This is a genomic window from Microbacterium candidum (assembly GCF_030315975.1).
Taxonomy (GTDB): Bacteria; Actinomycetota; Actinomycetes; order Actinomycetales; family Microbacteriaceae; genus Microbacterium; species Microbacterium candidum.
Genome location: NZ_JASXSZ010000009.1, coordinates 1 through 20183, shown reverse-complemented (window position 1 = coordinate 20183; position 20183 = coordinate 1). Strand labels below are relative to the sequence as shown.

At 65.8% G+C, this 20183-nt stretch carries 14 protein-coding genes and 3 rRNA genes; all 17 read right to left on the bottom strand.

Annotated elements, in window-relative coordinates; genetic code table 11:
- Positions 1-30: 30 nt before the first annotated feature.
- Positions 31-909, bottom strand: coding sequence for a ParA family protein (locus QSV35_RS19315; RefSeq protein ID WP_286290614.1), 879 nt, complete (start codon positions 907-909; stop codon positions 31-33).
- A gap of 35 nt (positions 910-944) precedes the next feature.
- On the bottom strand, positions 945-1670 hold the full coding sequence (locus QSV35_RS19310; protein WP_286290613.1) for a gamma-glutamyl-gamma-aminobutyrate hydrolase family protein: 726 nt from the start codon (positions 1668-1670) through the stop codon (positions 945-947).
- A complete protein-coding gene (locus QSV35_RS19305) occupies positions 1667-2446 on the bottom strand; it encodes a 3-oxoacyl-ACP reductase (RefSeq protein WP_286290612.1) in 780 nt (259 codons plus the stop codon). The genes QSV35_RS19310 and QSV35_RS19305 overlap by 4 nt, the downstream gene beginning before the upstream one ends.
- A 119-nt stretch (positions 2447-2565) precedes the next feature.
- Entirely contained in the window at positions 2566-3957 is a 1392-nt protein-coding gene (locus QSV35_RS19300) for an aldehyde dehydrogenase family protein (RefSeq protein WP_286290611.1), read from the bottom strand.
- Between the two features lie 2 nt (positions 3958-3959).
- Entirely contained in the window at positions 3960-5342 is a 1383-nt protein-coding gene (locus QSV35_RS19295) for a glutamine synthetase family protein (protein WP_286290692.1), read from the bottom strand.
- Positions 5343-5359: 17 nt separating this feature from the next.
- On the bottom strand, positions 5360-6076 hold the full coding sequence (locus tag QSV35_RS19290) for a FadR/GntR family transcriptional regulator (RefSeq protein WP_286290610.1): 717 nt from the start codon (positions 6074-6076) through the stop codon (positions 5360-5362).
- Positions 6077-6097: 21 nt separating this feature from the next.
- Positions 6098-7639, bottom strand: a complete 1542-nt coding sequence (locus QSV35_RS19285; protein WP_286290607.1) for an amino acid permease — start codon at positions 7637-7639, stop codon at positions 6098-6100.
- 101 nt (positions 7640-7740) lie between these two features.
- Positions 7741-8664 (bottom strand): site-specific tyrosine recombinase XerD, encoded by a 924-nt coding sequence (xerD, locus tag QSV35_RS19280; RefSeq protein ID WP_286290605.1) that lies wholly within the window; start codon positions 8662-8664, stop codon positions 7741-7743.
- Positions 8665-8676: 12 nt separating this feature from the next.
- Positions 8677-9264, bottom strand: coding sequence for an NUDIX domain-containing protein (locus QSV35_RS19275; RefSeq protein ID WP_286290603.1), 588 nt, complete (start codon positions 9262-9264; stop codon positions 8677-8679).
- The gene (locus QSV35_RS19270; RefSeq protein ID WP_286290601.1) at positions 9261-10952 is read right to left on the bottom strand and encodes a CTP synthase; all 1692 of its coding nucleotides are present in this window, start codon (positions 10950-10952) and stop codon (positions 9261-9263) included. Before QSV35_RS19270 ends, QSV35_RS19275 begins: the two co-directional genes overlap by 4 nt.
- A gap of 17 nt (positions 10953-10969) precedes the next feature.
- Entirely contained in the window at positions 10970-12664 is a 1695-nt protein-coding gene (gene recN / locus QSV35_RS19265) for a DNA repair protein RecN (protein ID WP_286290600.1), read from the bottom strand.
- On the bottom strand, positions 12661-13620 hold the full coding sequence (locus QSV35_RS19260; protein WP_286290598.1) for an NAD kinase: 960 nt from the start codon (positions 13618-13620) through the stop codon (positions 12661-12663). Before QSV35_RS19260 ends, recN begins: the two co-directional genes overlap by 4 nt.
- The gene (locus tag QSV35_RS19255) at positions 13620-14417 is read right to left on the bottom strand and encodes a TlyA family RNA methyltransferase (RefSeq protein WP_286290597.1); all 798 of its coding nucleotides are present in this window, start codon (positions 14415-14417) and stop codon (positions 13620-13622) included. Before QSV35_RS19255 ends, QSV35_RS19260 begins: the two co-directional genes overlap by 1 nt.
- Positions 14414-14566, bottom strand: coding sequence for a hypothetical protein (locus QSV35_RS19250; RefSeq protein ID WP_286290596.1), 153 nt, complete (start codon positions 14564-14566; stop codon positions 14414-14416). The genes QSV35_RS19255 and QSV35_RS19250 overlap by 4 nt, the downstream gene beginning before the upstream one ends.
- A 144-nt stretch (positions 14567-14710) precedes the next feature.
- Positions 14711-14827: ribosomal RNA gene (gene rrf / locus QSV35_RS19245) — 5S ribosomal RNA — on the bottom strand.
- A gap of 114 nt (positions 14828-14941) precedes the next feature.
- Positions 14942-18047: ribosomal RNA gene (locus QSV35_RS19240) — 23S ribosomal RNA — on the bottom strand.
- Between the two features lie 387 nt (positions 18048-18434).
- Positions 18435-19954: ribosomal RNA gene (locus QSV35_RS19235) — 16S ribosomal RNA — on the bottom strand.
- The 16S, 23S and 5S rRNA genes sit together here, the layout of an rRNA operon.
- Positions 19955-20183 lie beyond the last annotated feature (229 nt).

The following is a 20183-nucleotide window of genomic DNA, read 5'->3' as shown; positions in this document are numbered from 1 at the left end:
CCCGAGCTCGTCGAGGGGTCGAGTTCCGGCTCAGGCGACGGCACCACGCGCGACCAGCTCCCGCGCCAGACGCAGGTAGGCCTGCGCGGCGGCGTGCTCGGGCGCGAACTCGGTGATGGGCTCGCCGGCGACCGACGCATCCGGGAACTTGACGGTCCGACCGATGACGGTCTCGAGCACGTCGTCGCCGAACGCATCCACGACCCGCTCCAGCACCTCGCGCGAATGCAGCGTGCGGGGGTCGTACATCGTGGCGACGACGCCGTCGAGGCGGATCGACGGGTTCAGCCGGTCGCGCACCTTGTCGATCGTCTCGATGAGCAGGGCCACGCCGCGCAGCGCGAAGAACTCGCACTCGAGCGGGATGATGACCCCGTGGCTCGCCGTCAAGGCGTTGACGGTGAGCAGACCCAGCGACGGCTGGCAGTCGATCAGGATGACGTCGTAGTCGTTCGCGACCGGCCGCAGCACGCGCGCGAGGATCGTCTCGCGCGCGACCTCGCTGACGAGGTGCACCTCGGCGGCGGACAGGTCGATGTTGGCGGGCAGCACGTCGAGGTTCTCGGTGCGGGTCGAGACGATGACCTCGCGCGGGTTTCGCTTGACGTCCAGCAGCAGGTCGTAGATCGTCGGGATCTCGTGCGTCTGGATGCCGAGGCCCGCCGACAGCGCGCCCTGCGGGTCGAAGTCGACCGCGAGGACCTTCCGCCCGTAGCCCGCGAGCGCTGCGGCCAGGTTGATGGTGGTCGTCGTCTTGCCGACCCCGCCCTTCTGGTTGCACAGCGCGATGATGCGCGCGGGCCCGTGCGAGTCCAGCGCCGGAGGGACGGGGAACCCGTGGTACGGACGACCGGTGGGACCGATCGGTCCTTCGTCGTCGGTCTTCGCCTTCGTCGCGCCTGCCGCCACGGGGTACTCCTGACTTCGCGTGTGCTCGCTCGATTCTAGCCAGGCGTCGATCCGCCGCCGCCAGCCCACGCGCGGGCGGCGGCGACGAGCCCGTCGAACAGCCCGGGATCGTCCCCGGTCTCGGGGTGCCACTGCACGGCGACCCGGAAGACATCGCCTTCGCGTTCCATCGCCTGCAGCACGCCGTCGGCGTCGCGGGCGGTGGCGAGGTATCCGGGATGCTGCTGCACCGCCTGGTGGTGGTGGCACGGCGCCACCACGCGGTCGCCGAGGAGCGTCGAGATCCGATGGCCTGCGGCGATGTCGACGGGCACGTGCTCGTAGCCGCTGCCGCCGGAGTGCCGGTCGTGCCCGACGACGTCGGGCAGGTGCTGAACGAGGGTGCCGCCCGCGGCGACGGCCATCATCTGCATGCCGCGGCAGATTCCGAGCACCGGCATGCCGGCCGCATCCGCCGCATCCAGGAGGGCGAGCTCCCACGCGTCCCGGTCGTCGTACCAGCGCACGACGTGCACGTCGGGATCCTGCCCGTACCGGGCGGGGTTGATGTCTGCGCCCCCGGCGATCAGGAGCCCGTCGATGCGCGCGATGACCTCCCGTGCTGCGGCCGGCTCCTGAGCCGGCAGCAGCACGGGGAGCCCCCCGGCCGATTCGATCGATCGCGCGTAGTCGGCGGGCAGCAGATCGGCGTCGATGTCCCGCCAGGTGCCCCACGAGGCGGGCTGGCGGTACATCGAGACGCCGATCAGCGGACGCGTCACTCGAAATCACTCTCCAGCGGGGTGACGTAGGCGTTCGACAGGCCGCCGTCGACGAGGAAGTCCGTCGCCGTGATGAAGCTCGACTCGTCCGATCCGAGGAAGGCGACCGCGTTCGCGATCTCCTCCGGCTGGGCGAACCGGCCCATCGGGACGTGCACGAGGCGCCGCGCCGCGCGCTCCGGGTCCTTCGCGAACAGCTCCTGCAGGAGCGGGGTGTTCACCGGCCCGGGGCAGAGCGAGTTCACGCGGATGCCCTTGCGCGCGAACTGCACGCCGAGCTCGCGGGTCATCGCGAGCACGCCGCCCTTGGACGCCGTGTAGGAGATCTGCGAGGTCGCGGCGCCCATGATCGCGACGAACGACGCCGTGTTGATGATGGAGCCGCTCCCCTGTTCGAGCATGTACGGCAGCACCGCCTTGCAGCACAGGTACACGCTCGTGAGGTTGACGTCTTGCACGAGGTTCCACGCGTCGATGCCCGTCTTCAGGATCGAGTCGTCGGATGCGGGCGAGATGCCGGCGTTGTTGAACGCGATGTCGATGCGTCCGTACGCGTCCTTCGCGGTCTTGAAGAGGTTCTCCACATCCGCCGCATCCGTCACGTTCACCGTGACGAAGACGCCGCCGAGCTCCTCCGCGATGCGCGGGCCGTTCGTCTCGTCGAGGTCGCCGATGACGACCTTCGCCCCCTCGGCCACGAACTTCCGGGCGGTCGCGAGGCCGATGCCGCTGCATCCTCCCGTGATGACGCCGACCTTGCCGTCGAGCTTTCCCATGAATTGCCTTTCCGTTGTTGTCGCGAATGGGCCGGATCGCCACGAATCAGGAGATGTGCGCACCGATGACGGATATGTCGTCGGTCGCGCACCTGTCCTGATCCATGACGCGGCCCGGGTCAGTCGTTCGAGATGAAGACGTTCTTCACCTCGGAGAAGGAGTCCGGCGCATCCGGTCCGAGCTCGCGGCCGAGCCCGGACTGCTTGAATCCGCCGAACGGAGTCCAATACCGCACCGAGGAGTGCGAATTGACCGACAGGTTCCCGCTGTCGACGCCGCGTGCGACGCGGAGCGCACGGCCGACGTCGCGCGTGAAAATCGAGCCGGACAGGCCGTATTCGGTGTCGTTCGCCTTGGCGATCGCATCCGCTTCGTCGCGGAACGGCATGACCGCCACGACCGGTCCGAAGATCTCCTGCGTCCACACCGGGTCCTGGAGGGACCTCGGCAGCACGACGGTCGGGGCGAGCCAGTAGCCGCCCGTGCCGGTGACCGTCGACCCCGCGAAGGCGATGTCGGCATCGTCGAGGAAGGATGCCACGGCATCCCGCTGTCCGGCCGACACCATCGGCCCCATCTCGGCCGTCTCCTCGCCGGGTGCGGCGACCCGGAAGCCCTCGACCGCGGGCTGCAGCAGCTCGAGGAAGCGGTCGTACACGCTCTCCTGGACGAGGATGCGGCTGCGCGCGCAGCAGTCCTGGCCGGCGTTGTCGAACGCACCGCCGGGGGCCGATGCCGCCGCCTTCTCGAGGTCCGCATCGGCGAAGACGATGTTCGCGCTCTTGCCGCCGAGCTCGAGGGTCACGCGCTTGACCTGGTCGGCGCACCCGCGCATGATGCCCTTCCCGACATCGGTCGAGCCGGTGAAGCACACCTTGCGCACGAGCGGATGGGTGACGAACCGGTCGCCGACGACGCGGCCGCGCCCCGGGATGACGGTGAAGACCCCCTCCGGGATGCCGGCCTCGAGCGCCAGCTCGCCGATCCGCATGGCGGTCAGCGGAGTGAGCTCCGCCGGCTTCAGGACGACCGTGTTGCCCGCCGCGAGCGCGGGCGCGAAGCCCCAGCCCGCGATCGGCATCGGGAAGTTCCACGGCACGATGACCCCGACGACGCCGAGCGGCTCGTGGAACGTGATGTCCACTCCCCCGGGCACGGGGATCTGCCGCCCGAAGTGACGCTCGGGGGCGGCGGAGTAGTACATCAGGACGTCACGGACGTTGCCCGCCTCCCACCGCGCATTGCCGATCGTGTGGCCGGCGTTCGCGACCTCGAGCCACGCGAGCTCGTCGAGGTGCGCGTCGATCTGCGCCGAGAAGGCCCGCAGCAGTCGTGCGCGCTCGGCCGGCGCGATGGCCCGCCACGCGGGGAACGCCCGGTGCGCGCGCTCGATCGCGGCATCCGTCTCGGCCAGGTCGGCGAGGCCGACCGTCGTGAGGGGCTGGGCGGTGGCCGGGTCGTGCACCGTCGTGGTGCCGCCCGCGCCGAACGGGGACGAAGGAAAATGCATCCTCACAGCCTCTCGAATCCGCGGCGGAGCTCCCAATCGGTGATCGCGGCGTCGAACGCCTCGATCTCGACGTCGGCGTAGCGCAGGTAGTGCTTCACGACGTCGGCGCCGAAAGCGTCGACGGCGATGGTGGATGCCGCGAGCGCGTCGCGCGCATCGCGCAGCGTCGTGGGCACCGTCGGCGCGCCGGACTCGTACGCGTTGCCGTGGGTCTCGGGCTCGAGTTCGAGCCCCCGTTCGATGCCGTAGAGGCCGCCTGCGAGCATCGCAGCGAGGGTCAGATACGGGTTGACGTCGCCTCCGGGGAGCCGGTTCTCCATCCGCGCGCTCGGCCCGTGCCCGACCAGCCGCACCGCGCACGTGCGGTTGTCGAGGCCCCACGCCACCGAGGTGGGCGCGAACGAGCCCTTCACGAACCGCTTGTACGAGTTGATGTTCGGCGCGTAGAAGAGCGTGAACTCACGCATCGTGGCGAGGACGCCGGCGATGAAGCTGTCGTAGAGCGGCGTGCGCCGCCCGTCCTCCCAGAACACGAGCTCACCGCCGAGGCCGCGCAGCGACATGTGGACGTGGCACGAGTTGCCCTCGCGCTCGTTCGGCTTCGCCATGAAGGTGATCGACTGCCCGTGCTGGTGGGCGATCTCCTTCGCCGAGGTCTTGTACACCGAGTGGTTGTCTGCGGTGGCGAGCACGTCGGCGTACTTGAACGCGATCTCGTGCTGGCCGAGGTTGCACTCGCCCTTCGCCGACTCGACCTGCATCCCCGCGCCGTACATCATGTTCCGGATGTCGCGCAGCAGCGGCTCGACCCGCGCGGAGCCGAGCAGCGAATAGTCGACGTTGTACTGATTGGCGGGCACGAGGTCGCGGTATCCGTTCGCCCATGCCTGCTCGTACGGCGTCTCGAAGACGACGAACTCGAGTTCGGTGCCGGCGAGAGCGGTGAAGCCGAGGGATGCGGCACGGTCCGCCTGCACCTTCAACATCTCGCGCGGCGACACCCGGACGGGTGTTCCGTCGGTGAGCGCCAGGTCGCACTGGATGAGGACCGTCCCGGGACGGTGCGGGAGGAGGCGGATCGTCGACAGGTCCAGCTCGAAGAGCATGTCCCCGTAGCCCTTCTCCCACGACGTGATGTCGTACCCGTCGATCGTGTTCATCTCGACGTCGACGGCGAGCAGGTAGTTGCAGCCCTCGGTCCCGTGCGCGAGCACGGAGTCGAGGAAGAACCGGCCGTGCAGGAGTTTTCCCTGCAGGCGACCCTGCATGTCGGTGAAGCCGAGCACGACGGTGTCGATCTCGTCCGCCAGGATCCGCTCGCGCAGATCCTCGACGGTGAGGAAGCGGTCGTTGCGCGGCTTGGTCACCGCGAGGGTGGTGGTCATCGGGTTATCGCTCTCACTCATGTCAGTAGCCCCTTCAGGAGGGCAGCGGTCGCATCGCAGTGCGCGTGCATGACGTCCCGGGCGCGGGCGGCATCGCCCGCCAGGATCGCCTCGACGATCGTGCGGTGCTGGTCGTCGGACCCCTCGATGTTCTTCTGCAGGAACGGGATCTCGGCGAGGAACTGGTGGATCTTGATCTGCACGGTGTTGCAGGCCTGGGACAGTTCGTCCGAGCCGCACACCGTGGCGATCGCGAGGTGCAGACGGGCGTCCGCCTGCCGGTAGTCGGACGGGGACGCGGCATCCCCGAAGTCGTCCAGGCACTCCTGCAGGAGCGCCCGCTGGTCGTCCGTGAGCGGGGCCTGGGCGGCGAGGTAGGCCGCCCCGGGCTCGATCACGGCGCGGAACACGGTGATGTCGTCGATCTCGGCCTGCCGGTCGGCGGGCGCCGATTGATCCTCCGGCCATGCGTGCACGAGCGGGAGGACGACGGTGCCCCCTCCGCGCCCCCGGGTCGTTGAGACGAACCCGGCGGCGCGGAGGGCGCTGATGGACTCCCGGAGAGTCGCCCGCGAGACGTTGAGACGCTCCGCGAGCTCCCGTTCGCCGGGAAGCTTGTCCCCCGCCCGGAAGATCCCGAGCTGGATGGCCGATCCGAGCTGCTCCACGCAGGACTCGAAGGCCATGTGCCCGCGGACCGGGTGGAGAACGGCATCCACCAGCGGGGAATCCATCGTCGACATCGTGCGCTCGCCCTACTCCTCGAGCAGCTTGTCCGCGGAGATCGTGAGGTGCTCCGCCTCCTCACGCGTCATGAAGTGCTTCTTGCCGCTCGCGAACCATAGGACGGTCGCGAGGAGCGCCACCACCACGACCGCGATCGGCGCGTAGTTGAAGGTGTCCGCCGTGATCGGGAAGCTCGGCGGCAGCACGAACAGGATGATGATGAACGCGACCCACACGACGGCGATCCAGCCGACGATGCCGCTCCACCGGCCGAGGTTCCAGGGCCCCGGGACGAACCCCTTGTCGAGGCGCCGCAGGAGCACCGGCGTCACGTACGCGATGTACAGACCGATGACCGCGATCGAGGTGACGGCGAGATACGCGGTGAAGTTCCACATCGCCGGGATCGTGAGGATGACCGACAGCGTGACGCACAGCCAGATGGAGTTCGTCGGCGTGCCGGTGCGCGGGTTGACCTTCGCCCACAAGCGCGAGCCGGGGATCGCGTTGTCGCGCGAGAACGCGTAGCTCATGCGCGAGTTGGCGGTGACGGACGCCATCCCGCAGAAGAACTGCGCACCGCACACGATGAACAGCAGGAACTTCGCCATCGTCGGGTTGTTGAGCGAATCGAGGAAGATCTGCGCCGGCGGAAGCCCGGTCGCCGACGTCAGCAGCTTTCCGATGCCCTTGTCGGTCGAGTCCTGGATCGCCGCGGTGATCGAGTAGAGCAGGATCCATCCGCCGATGATCGAGATGAGGACGCTCATCACGATGCCCTTCGGCGCCGCGGTCGCCGCACCCTTGGTCTCCTCAGCGACGTGCGCAGATGCGTCGTACCCGGTGTACGTGTACTGGGCCATGAGCAGACCCATGAGGAAGACGTACGGCGCGAAGGACCAGCCGGTGCCGTTGTAGAACCCGGTGAACGTCCAGGCGACGGACTGGTGGTGCGTCGGCATGATCCACAGGGCGGCGACGATGACGAGGACGCCCACGATGTGCCACCACGCCGACACGTTCGAGAGGATGGCGACGAGGTTGACGCCGAAGGTGTTCAGCAGGCCGTGGATGACGATCAGGACGATGAACAGGCCGAAGGTGTTGAACGGCGTGACGTCGACGCCCCACACGAGGTTCGCGAACGCCATCATCGTGGTCGCGGCGCCGAAGTCGATGGCGGCCGTGACGGCGACCTCGCCGAGGAAGTTGAACCAGCCGACCGTCCACGCCCACTGGCGCTTCTTGTTCTTGGCGAGGCGCCCGGCCCAGAAGTACAGGCCGCCCGCCGTCGGGTACTTCGAGCAGACCTCGGCCATGGCGAGCGCGACCATGAGGACGAAGACGCCCACGAGCGGCCAGCCGATGTTGATCGCCGAGGGACCGCCGGAGTTCAGGGCGATCGCATACGAGGTGATGCACCCCGCGAGGATGGAGATGATCGAGAACGAGACGGCGAAGTTGGAGAACCCCGACATCCCTCGGTGCAGTTCCTGCTTGTAGCCGAGCTTCGCCAGCTCCGCTGCGTCGTCGTCGAGTTCTGAGTCCGGCGCCTTTGTCGTATCACTCATGGGTCAATGCCTGGCTTTCGGGTCGAAGGGGCAGTTGGCTGATTCTGCTCCCTGCGCTCGACCCGTGTCAATGGTCTGACTTCAGACCGTATGCCATCAGGTCATCGTGCACGCGGATGCGACGTCGCGTAGACGTCACGGAGGGCGTCCACGCTCACGTGCGTGTAGATCTGGGTCGTGGCGACGGATGCATGCCCCAGCAGCTCCTGCACGACCCGCACGTCCGCTCCGCCCTGCAGGAGGTGCGTCGCGAAGGAGTGCCGCAGCGTGTGCGGCGATACGTGCGCGGTCAGCTGGGCGCGCTCGGCCGCGTGCTGGATGACGAGCCAGGCGCTCTGCCGGGAGAGCGGCGCTCCGCGGGCGCCGAGGAACAGCCGCGGCGTCGCGGATCCCCGCCGGGCGAACTCCGGCCGCGCGCGCGTCAGATACGCATCGACGGCGGCGCGGGCGTACGAGCCCACCGGCACGATCCTCTCCTTCGCCCCCTTGCCGAACAGGCGCAGGACGTCCCCATGCGCGAGGTCGTCGACATCCAGTCGCACCGCCTCCGACACGCGCGCGCCGGTCGCGTACAGGAGCTCGAGGAGCGCGCGGTCGCGCAGCTCGGCAGGCTCCGCGGGGAGATCCGTGCCCGGGGCCGGACCGGATGCGTCGAGCAGCTGCTCGACCTGGTCGATCGTGAGCGCCTTCGGCAGCCGGCGCGGCAGCTTCGGCGGCACGAGACGGCCCGTGGGATCGGCGTCCGCGATCCCCTCCCGGGCGAGAAAGCGGTGCAGCCCGCGCACCGAGGACTGCAGGCGGGCGAGACTGGATGCCGCGGGTCGCGGCTCGGCGGACGCGCGCTCCGCGGCGAACTGCGCCACGAGCGCCGGCGACACGTCGTGGGTGTCGGTGACGCCGTGGTCGATCAGCCACTGCGCGTAGCCTGCGAGATCGCGCCGGTACGCGGCGACCGTGTGGTCGGACAGCCCGCGCTCGATCGCGACATGCCGCAGGTAGGCGTCGACGGCGCGAGCGGGCTCCATGCCTCGAGTCTGTCAGTCCCGCGAGGATCGGAGCCGTTCGGCCGCGGCGAGGACACCGGTGGCAAGAATGCCGTTGCGCATCCGCCCCGCCATCACCGCGGCCACCGCATCCTCGAGCGCCACCCACTCCAGGCGGATGTCGGCCTCCTCGGCCTCGCGCTCGTGCGCGGTCGTCCGCGGAGACAGACCGCGTGCGAGGAACACGTGCACGATCTCGTCGTTTCCACCGGGCGTTGTGAAGACGCTCACCAAGGGGTCGATCGACGCGGCGTCGAGGTCCGCCTCTTCGGCGAGCTCGCGCCGCGCGGCCTCGACGGGGTCCTCCCCCGGGACGTCGAGCAGGCCCGCAGGGATCTCCCAATCGCGCATCCGGATCGGGTGCCGGTACTGCTGGATGAGCAGCACCCGGCCCCGATCGTCGAGAGCGACGACGGCGGCCGCGCCGGGGTGATCGACGTACTGCCGGACGATCTCCTCGTCGCGGTACAGCACCGTATCGCTGCGGACGTCCCAGACGCGGCCCGTGTACACGAGCTCGCTGTCGGTGACGACCGCATCGGCCGGCTCATCGCTCAGCGTCGCGGCCGCGTCATCCATCATTCGGCGTCGTCGTCGTCGAAGAGCTCGCTCGCGCGGTGCCGCTCGATCGCAGCGCCCACGAGGCCGCGGAACAGCGGGTGCGGCGACGTCGGACGCGAGCGCAGCTCGGGGTGCGCCTGTGTCGCGATGTAGAACGGGTGCACGTCGCGCGGCAGCTCGACGTACTCGACGAGGTTGCGGTCCGGCGACAGGCCCGAGAAGACGAGCCCCGACTCCGACAGGCGGTCGCGGTAGGCGTTGTTGACCTCGTAGCGGTGGCGGTGGCGCTCCTGGACGAGCGATGCGCCGTAGAGCTCCTCGGCGAGCGAGCCGTCGCGCAGCTGCGCCGGGTACAGGCCGAGCCGCATCGTGCCGCCCATGTCGCCGTGATCGAGGATGTCGACCTGCTCGGCCATCGTGGCGATGACCGGGAACGTGGTGTCGGGGTCGAACTCGCTCGAGGACGCACCGTCGAGGCCGGCCACGTCGCGCGCGTACTCGATGACCATGCACTGCAGACCGAGGCACAGGCCGAGGGTCGGGATGCCCTGCTCGCGCGCGAACTTCAGCGCGCCGAGCTTGCCCTCGATGCCGCGGATGCCGAATCCGCCCGGGATCACGATGCCGTCGAGCTCACCGAGCGCCTTGGCGGCGCCTTCCGGCGTTTCGCACTCGTCGGACGGGATCCACCGGATGCTGACGTGCGCCTCGTGCGCGAATCCGCCGGCCTTCACGGCCTCGGTGACGCTGAGGTAGGCGTCCGGCAGGTCGATGTACTTGCCGACGAGGCCGATCGTGACCTCATGCTTGGGGTTGTGCACGGCCTGGAGCACCCGGCCCCAGCGCGTCCAGTCCACGTCCGCGGCCTTGTCGATGCCGAGCGTCCGGACGATGTAGTCGTCGAGGCCCTGCTCGTTGAGCATCGTCGGGATGTCGTAGATGCTTGGCACGTCGACGGCGTTGACGACGGCGCGCTCGTCGACGTCGCACATGAGCGCGATCTTGCGCTTGTTGGCCTCGGTCACGGGGCGATCGCTGCGCAGCACGAGCGCGTCGGGCTGGATGCCGATCGAGCGCAGCGCGGCCACCGAGTGCTGCGTGGGCTTGGTCTTCTGCTCCCCCGACGCCCCCATGAACGGCACGAGCGACACGTGCACGAAGAAGACGTTGGAGCGGCCGAGCTCGTGGCGGATCTGCCGCGCCGACTCGATGAACGGCTGCGACTCGATGTCGCCGACGGTGCCGCCGATCTCGGTGATGATGACGTCGGGCTTCGGCGTCTCATCCGCCTGCAGGCGCATGCGGCGCTTGATCTCGTCGGTGATGTGCGGGATCACCTGCACCGTGTCGCCGAGGTACTCGCCGCGCCGCTCGCGTGCGATGACCTGCGAGTAGATCTGGCCGGTCGTCACGTTGGCCGCCTGGCTCAGCTCGATGTCGAGGAAGCGCTCGTAATGGCCGATGTCGAGGTCGGTCTCCGCACCGTCGTCGGTGACGAACACCTCGCCGTGCTGGAACGGGTTCATCGTTCCGGGATCGACGTTGAGGTACGGGTCCAGCTTCTGCATCACGACGCGCAGTCCCCGGGCAGTGAGAAGGTTGCCGAGGCTCGCCGCCGTCAGGCCCTTCCCCAATGAGGAAACGACACCGCCTGTCACGAAGATGTGCTTGGTGGTGCCGTTCGAATTCGCCGCGTCAGAAGTTTCCATCACGGGCTTTCATCCTATCAGTCGGATCCGGATGCGAGCTCGATGAGCTCGCGAGCGTGTTGCAGGGCGGTCTCGGAGTCGGCGAGCCCGGAGAGCAGTCGCGCCATCTCCGCGTCGCGATCGGTTCCGGCCAGGCGCCGGACGCTGGATGCGGTGACCGAGCCGTCGTTGGCCTTGACGACGGACAGATGGTTGTCGGCGAACGCCGCCACCTGCGCGAGGTGCGTGACGGCGATGACCTGCGACGTCTGCGCGAGGCGCGCGAGGCGCCGGCCGACCTCGATCGCGGCCGCTCCGCCGATGCCGGCATCGACCTCGTCGAAGACGAACGTCGGCACGGGATCCACCGCGGCGATGACCACCTCGATCGCGAGCATCACGCGGCTGAGCTCGCCCCCTGAAGCCCCGCGTGAGACGGGACGCGGGTCCGCGCCGGGATGGGGCGAGAGCAGGATGGAGACGTCGTCCCGGCCGCTCGCCGACGGCGTGCCCGGTTCGACGCTGACGACGACGCGAGCGTCCGGCATCGCGAGGGCCGTGAGTTCGTTCGTGACCGCGGCGCCGAGTCGCACGGCGGCGTCGGTGCGGGCGGCGGTCAGCCGCGCGGCGGTGTCGTCGAGTCGGGACGCTGCGGCATCGCGCTGCGCGGTCAGCCGCTCGATGCGGTCCCCGTCGTCATCGAGCTCGGCCAGTCGGGCGCTGCCGGACGCGAGCAGCGCGATCGCCGCATCCAGCGACCCGTGCGCGCGGACGAGAGTCGCCAGGGCGGCTCGCCGCTCTTCGACGGCGGCGAGCTCGTGCGGACCGGACTCGTCGAGGTCGGCGAGGTAGCGCGACAGCGTCGCTGCGACATCCGCCGCCCGATAAGCGAGATCGGCGATCTGCTCGGACAGATCCTGGAGCGCGGGGTCATCGGCACGGTCGAGGGCCCGACGCGCCTCCTGCAGGAGTGCGGCGACATCCGGGGTCTCCCCCTCCTCGCCCGACAGCGCCTCGTGCGCGGTGGCTGCCGCCAGGCGGAGCTCCTCCGCATTCGCGAGCCGCTCCGCGCGCACCGTGAGCTCGGTGTCCTCCCCCGGCTGCGGGTCGACCTGTTCGATGTCGGCGAGCGCCGCACGCAGATCCGCGGCCTCGCGGGTGCGGGCGTCCCGATCCTCCACGAGCGTCGTCAGTTCTCGATCGACCGCGCGGAACGTCTCGTAGTCGCCGCGATACGCCTCGAGCGCGGCCTGGACCGCGTCGCCGCCGAAGCGATCGAGCGCGTCCCGCTGGGCCGCCGCGGACTTCAGGCGCAGCTGGTCGGACTGCCCGTGGACCACGACGAGCTCGTCGGCGAGATCCCCGAGCACTCCGGCGGGCGCGGAACGTCCACCGACCGAGGCGCGACTGCGTCCTTCGCTCGAGATCGTGCGTCCGACATACAGCTCGGCACGGCCGTCTCCGATCGGCTCGACGTCGCCGCCCGCCTCCCGCACCCGGTCGACGACCGCGCCCTCGTCGGGAACGATCCACACGCCGTCGACGGAAGCCTGTGCCGCTCCGGAGCGCACCGCTCCCGAGTCCGCGCGCTGGCCCAGGAGCAGTCCCAGACCCGTCACGACCATCGTCTTGCCGGCGCCCGTCTCACCGGTGATCGCCGTGAACCCCGGCCCCATCGGCAGGGTCGCCTCGGCGATGACGCCGAGGTCGCGCAGACGCATCTCCTCGATCACGAGCGCTCTCCTTCGGCCGCGCTGCGGATGACGGTGTGCGCGGCCGTCGCCGGCCCGCGCCATCCGTCCACCGGGAGTCGGAACTTGCGCACGAGGCGATCGGTGAACGCGACCGGGTGCAGCCGCGCCAGACGCACGGGCCGCTCGGAACGACGCACGACGACACGCGCGCCGGGTGGCAGATCGTGGGAGCGCCGACCGTCGCACCACAGGATGCCGACGCCGTTCGTGCGTTCGAGCACCTCGATGGCCACAGACGCCTCGGGCCCGACCACGAGCGGTTCGGCGAACAGCGCGTGCGCCGAGAGCGGCACGATCGCGATCGCCTCCACGGTCGGCCAGATGATGGGCCCGCCCGCCGAGAAGTTGTAGGCCGTCGAGCCGGTCGGCGTGGAGACGACGACGCCGTCGCAGCCGAAGCTCGACAACGGAAGGCCGTCGATCTCCATGACGACCTCGAGCATGCGTTCGCGGCTCGCCTTCTCGACGGTGGCTTCGTTGAGCGCCCACGTCTCGTAGATGACCTCGCCCGAGACGTCCTTCACGCGGACGGACAGAGCGAGGCGCTCCTCGACGCGGTAGTCGCGAGCGATCACGCGACGAACGGCGTCGTCGAGGTCGTCGCGCTCGATCTCGGCGAGGAAGCCGACGTGGCCCATGTTGACGCCGAGCACCGGCGCCGTGCCGCCGCGGACGAGTTCGGCCGCGCGCAGGATCGTGCCGTCGCCGCCGAGGACGATCGCGAGCTCGATCTCGTCGACCGCGACGTCGATGCCGATCGCGGCGAGGCGCGACAGCTCGGGACGCGCCTCCGCGAGCAGCTCTCTGTCCTCCGCGGCGACGACCGGCCGTGCACCGGCGGACTCGAGCGCATCGATCACGCGTTCGGCCGCCTCGCGCGTGTCGTCGCGCAGCGCGTGCGTGACGACGAGGATGCTCCTGGACTCCGGCTCCATCACGCTCCCGTCAGCTCGTTCACGATGCCCGACCATTCTGTCGGATTGCCGCCCGGGCCGGCCTTGAGGTAGGCGACGTACTCACGGTTGCCGTGCGTCCCGGCGATGGGCGACGCGACGACGCCGCGTGTCCCGAGACCGATGTCCCATGCCGACCACAGGACGCCCATGACGGCGTCCGACCGGGTGGCGGCATCCGTGACCAGGCCGCCCTTCACCGCCGTCCGGCCGGCCTCGAACTGGGGCTTCACGAGCAGCACGAAGTCCGCGTCGTCCGTCGCAGTCGCGCGGGCGGAGGGAAGGACGTGGCCGAGCGAGATGAAGGAGAGGTCACCGGTCACGAGGCTCGGCGGCTCTGCGACCCCGCTCGCTGCGGCCAGCGACGCGCGCGTCATGTCTCGGACGTTGAACCCCTCGATGCTCCTGACGCCCTTATCGAGGGCGATGGATGCGGCGAGCTGCCCGTGCCCCACGTCCACGGCGATCACGGGATCGGCACCGCGCTCGCGCAGCACCTGGGTGAATCCGCCGGTGGACGCACCCATGTCGAGCGCGACGCGGCCCGCGACGCTCACGCCGAACGCGTCGAGCGCGGCGATGAGCTTGTGCGCCGCCCTGCTCACATAGTGATCGGATGCCGCCACCTCGATGACGGCCTCGTCAGCCACACGATGCGACGACTTGACCACGGGACGACCGTCCACGGTCACGAGGCCGTCCGCGATCAACGTCGCCGCGTGGGTGCGGGAACGTGCGAGACCACGGGCGGCGAGGGCGGCATCGAGTCGCTCGGTCATGCGGCGTGCGGGTCCACGGGACCGGACTCGAGCGTGTGCGCCAACTCTTCGTGGAGCGCCGCGTATGCGGAGGCCCGCTCGGCGAGTGGCTGCGATTCGATGACACGCAGCCGGCTGATCAGCTCGAGGTCGTCCTGCTCTTCCGGCATTCCCCCATCGTACCGAGGGGCACCCGCCCGCTCGGCGGCGCACGCCGCACTGTGGAGGCGCCGGCGGCGAACACGCGGTGTGGAGGAAATCGCGTTAACGACGAAGAGGCCACCCAGCGTTGGGTGGCCTCTTTCGTTGAAGAAGTCCGGCGGTGTCCTACTCTCCCACAGGGTCGCCCCTGCAGTACCATCGGCGCTGAGAGGCTTAGCTTCCGGGTTCGGAATGGGACCGGGCGTTTCCCTCTCGCTATGGCCGCCGAAACACTATTGATGTTTCAAACAAGTTCACAACGTGAAAGTTCGTGTTTTGTTGTGTTCTCGGTGTTCGTACATCGAGAACCACTCAGTGGACGCGAGCAAAGCTCAAAAAGGGGTGTTATCAAGTCATCGGCTTATTAGTACCAGTCAGCTGCACACGTTACCGTGCTTCCACATCTGGCCTATCAACCCAGTAGTCTGGCTGGGAGCCTCTCACCCGCAAGGGGTATGGAAGTCTCATCTTGAGGCCGGCTTCCCGCTTAGATGCTTTCAGCGGTTATCCATCCCGAACGTAGCTAACCAGCGGTGCACTTGGCAGTACAACTGGCACACCAGAGGTTCGTCCAACCCGGTCCTCTCGTACTAGGGTCAGATCCTCTCAAACTTCCTACGCGCGCAGCGGATAGGGACCGAACTGTCTCACGACGTTCTAAACCCAGCTCGCGTACCGCTTTAATGGGCGAACAGCCCAACCCTTGGGACCTACTCCAGCCCCAGGATGCGACGAGCCGACATCGAGGTGCCAAACCATGCCGTCGATATGGACTCTTGGGCAAGATCAGCCTGTTATCCCCGAGGTACCTTTTATCCGTTGAGCGACAGCGCTTCCACAAGCCACTGCCGGATCACTAGTCCCGACTTTCGTCCCTGCTCGACCTGTCAGTCTCACAGTCAAGCTCCCTTGTGCACTTACACTCGCCACCTGATTGCCAACCAGGTTGAGGGAACCTTTGGGCGCCTCCGTTACTTTTTGGGAGGCAACCGCCCCAGTTAAACTACCCACCAGGCACTGTCCCTGAACCGGATTACGGTTCGAAGTTAGATATCCAGAGTGACCAGAGTGGTATTTCAACAATGACTCCACGTGAACTGGCGTCCACGCTTCACAGTCTCCCACCTATCCTACACAAGCCACACCGAACACCAATACCAAGCTGTAGTAAAGGTCACGGGGTCTTTCCGTCCTGCTGCGCGTAACGAGCATCTTTACTCGTAATGCAATTTCGCCGAGTTCGCGGTTGAGACAGTTGGGAAGTCGTTACGCCATTCGTGCAGGTCGGAACTTACCCGACAAGGAATTTCGCTACCTTAGGATGGTTATAGTTACCACCGCCGTTTACTGGGGCTTAAATTCGCAGCTTCGCCTTGCGGCTGACCGCTCCTCTTAACCTTCCAGCACCGGGCAGGCGTCAGTCCGTATACATCGTCTTGCGACTTGGCACGGACCTGTGTTTTTAGTAAACAGTCGCTACCCACTAGTCTCTGCGGCCTCCAAACGCTTTCGGAGCAAGTCCTAATACGTCGAAGGCCCCCCTTCTCCCGAAGTTACGGGGGCATTTTGCCGAGTTCCTTAACCACGATTCTCTCGATCTCCTTGGTATTCTCTACCTGACCACCTGAGTCGGTTTGGGGTACGGGCGGCTGGAACCTCGCGTCGATGCTTTTCTTGGCAGCATAGGATCACCCACTTTTCATCCGCATCGTGTCTCAGCCTGTATGACTCCCGGATTTGCCTAGGAGTCGGCCTACGCACTTGCACCAGGACAACCATCGCCTGGCTTGGGCTACCTTCCTGCGTCACACCTGTTAATACGCTAACCGCCTCAGCATGGGGTCGTGTGCTAGGCCCAACGCTTCACCCCGAAGGGATCCGTCAAAGGGATTCAGACACTTAGCACCACTGGATTGGTTTGGGCGGTTCTTCGCCGGTACGGGAATATCAACCCGTTGTCCATCGACTACGCCTGTCGGCCTCGCCTTAGGTCCCGACTTACCCAGGGCAGATTAGCTTGACCCTGGAACCCTTGGTCTTTCGGAGGACGTGTTTCTCACACGTCTTTCGCTACTCATGCCTGCATTCTCACTCGTGTGCCGTCCACGGCTGGGTCACCCCGCCGCTTCACCCGGCACACGACGCTCTCCTACCCATCAACACGGCTGGACCACGAAGGCCTACCACTAATGTCAATGCCACAACTTCGGTGGCGTGCTTGAGCCCCGTTACATTGTCGGCGCGGAATCACTTGACCAGTGAGCTATTACGCACTCTTTCAAGGGTGGCTGCTTCTAAGCCAACCTCCTGGTTGTCAGAGCAACTCCACATCCTTTCCCACTTAGCACGCGCTTAGGGACCTTAGTTGGTGGTCTGGGTTGTTTCCCTCTCGACTATGAAGCTTATCCCCCACAGTCTCACTGCTGCGCTCTCACTTACCGGCATTCGGAGTTTGGCTGACGTCAGTAACCTGGTGGGGCCCATCGGCCATCCAGTAGCTCTACCTCCGGCAAGAAACACGCAACGCTGCACCTAAATGCATTTCGGAGAGAACCAGCTATCACGAAGTTTGATTGGCCTTTCACCCCTATCCACAGCTCATCCCCTCAGTTTTCAACCTAAGTGGGTTCGGCCCTCCACGACGTCTTACCGTCGCTTCAGCCTGGCCATGGATAGATCACTTCGCTTCGGGTCTAGGACACGCGACTGAATCGCCCTATTCAGACTCGCTTTCGCTACGGCTACCCCACACGGGTTAACCTCGCCACGTATCGCTAACTCGCAGGCTCATTCTTCAAAAGGCACGCTGTCACACCTACCAGGGGTGCTCCAACGGTTTGTAAGCAAACGGTTTCAGGTACTATTTCACTCCCCTCCCGGGGTACTTTTCACCTTTCCCTCACGGTACTTGTCCGCTATCGGTCATCTGGGAGTATTTAGGCTTATCAGGTGGTCCTGACAGATTCACACGGGATTTCTCGGGCCCCGTGCTACTTGGGATACATCTCACGCCGGTCACGCATTTCGGCTACGGGGCTGGCACCCACTATGGCCGGCCTTTCAAGACCGTTCGCCTATACGCTCGCGTCACGTCGACCACTCGGCAGAATGATCAGAAACGTCCCACAACCCCCACCATGCAACTCCTGCCGGATATCACACACAATAGGTTTAGCCTCTTCCGGTTTCGCTCGCCACTACTCACGGAATCACGGTTGTTTTCTCTTCCTGCGGGTACTGAGATGTTTCACTTCCCCGCGTTCCCTCTACCCGCCCTATATATTCAGGCGGGAGTCACCAGGTCGCACAAACGCCTGGCGGGGTTTCCCCATTCGGACATCCTCGGATCAAAGCTCGCTTATCAACTCCCCGAGGCTTATCGCAGATTGCTACGTCCTTCTTCGGCTCCAGATGCCAAGGCATCCACCGTTTGCTCTTAAAGACTTGAAATCACATGAGCTGATCTATCGATCAATTTATGGATGACAACCCCGAAAGGTCGCCATCTTTAAGATGCTCGCGTCCACTGTGTAGTTCTCAAAGTACGAACAGCACCCCACCACCCGGCAGCAACAGCCACCAGCCAACGAGGCCTGTAGAAGTACCGAAACCGAACCCGCCCCACAAGGAGACGACCCGGTGCCCGGTCCCTCAGGACCCAACAACGTGCACGCGCCCACCCCATCCCCCGAACCCGTTCCCACCGCCGAAGCAGCGTACTGAGATCCAGAAGACACGATGAGCGCCTTGTCAATATGTTCCACCCATGAGCTCCGGTCGGGAACATTCGTCCCGAATCCGGCTCTGTCGGTCCCGAAGAACCGCAGTGCTCCTTAGAAAGGAGGTGATCCAGCCGCACCTTCCGGTACGGCTACCTTGTTACGACTTAGTCCTAATTACCGATCCCACCTTCGACGGCTCCCTCCACAAGGGTTGGGCCACCGGCTTCAGGTGTTACCGACTTTCATGACTTGACGGGCGGTGTGTACAAGACCCGGGAACGTATTCACCGCAGCGTTGCTGATCTGCGATTACTAGCGACTCCGACTTCATGAGGTCGAGTTGCAGACCTCAATCCGAACTGGGACCGGCTTTTTGGGATTCGCTCCACCTTACGGTATCGCAGCCCTTTGTACCGGCCATTGTAGCATGCGTGAAGCCCAAGACATAAGGGGCATGATGATTTGACGTCATCCCCACCTTCCTCCGAGTTGACCCCGGCAGTATCCCATGAGTTCCCACCATTACGTGCTGGCAACATAGAACGAGGGTTGCGCTCGTTGCGGGACTTAACCCAACATCTCACGACACGAGCTGACGACAACCATGCACCACCTGTATACCGACCTTGCGGGGCGACCATCTCTGGCCGTTTCCGGTATATGTCAAGCCTTGGTAAGGTTCTTCGCGTTGCATCGAATTAATCCGCATGCTCCGCCGCTTGTGCGGGTCCCCGTCAATTCCTTTGAGTTTTAGCCTTGCGGCCGTACTCCCCAGGCGGGGAACTTAATGCGTTAGCTGCGTCACGGAATCCGTGGAAAGGACCCCACAACTAGTTCCCAACGTTTACGGGGTGGACTACCAGGGTATCTAAGCCTGTTTGCTCCCCACCCTTTCGCTCCTCAGCGTCAGTTACGGCCCAGAGATCTGCCTTCGCCATCGGTGTTCCTCCTGATATCTGCGCATTCCACCGCTACACCAGGAATTCCAATCTCCCCTACCGCACTCTAGTCTGCCCGTACCCACTGCAGACCCGAGGTTGAGCCTCGGGATTTCACAGCAGACGCGACAAACCGCCTACGAGCTCTTTACGCCCAATAATTCCGGATAACGCTTGCGCCCTACGTATTACCGCGGCTGCTGGCACGTAGTTAGCCGGCGCTTTTTCTGCAGGTACCGTCACTCACGCTTCTTCCCTGCTAAAAGAGGTTTACAACCCGAAGGCCGTCATCCCTCACGCGGCGTTGCTGCATCAGGCTTCCGCCCATTGTGCAATATTCCCCACTGCTGCCTCCCGTAGGAGTCTGGGCCGTGTCTCAGTCCCAGTGTGGCCGGTCACCCTCTCAGGCCGGCTACCCGTCGACGCCTTGGTAAGCCATTACCTCACCAACAAGCTGATAGGCCGCGAGCCCATCCTGAACCGAAAAATCTTTCCAACCCCCACCATGCGGTGAAAGCTCATATCCAGTATTAGACACCGTTTCCAGCGCTTATCCCAGAGTCCAGGGCAGGTTGCTCACGTGTTACTCACCCGTTCGCCACTAATCCCCCCAGCAAGCTGGAGTTCATCGTTCGACTTGCATGTGTTAAGCACGCCGCCAGCGTTCATCCTGAGCCAGGATCAAACTCTCCGTAAAAAACGATTGCCACGAACAACCGGGAAAAACGGTCAATCCGCAGCGAGTTCAATCATGACCAAAAAACGAACATCATTGCTGACATTCAAAATTGATCCAAAGGAATTCTCACCAGGTCAAAGACCCGACGAGGATAATTTGGCATATGACAAGTGCACGCTGTTGAGTTCTCAAGGATCGGACGCACCCGCATCAGCACCTCCCGGCGCCTCTCTCGGGGCAACTTCTC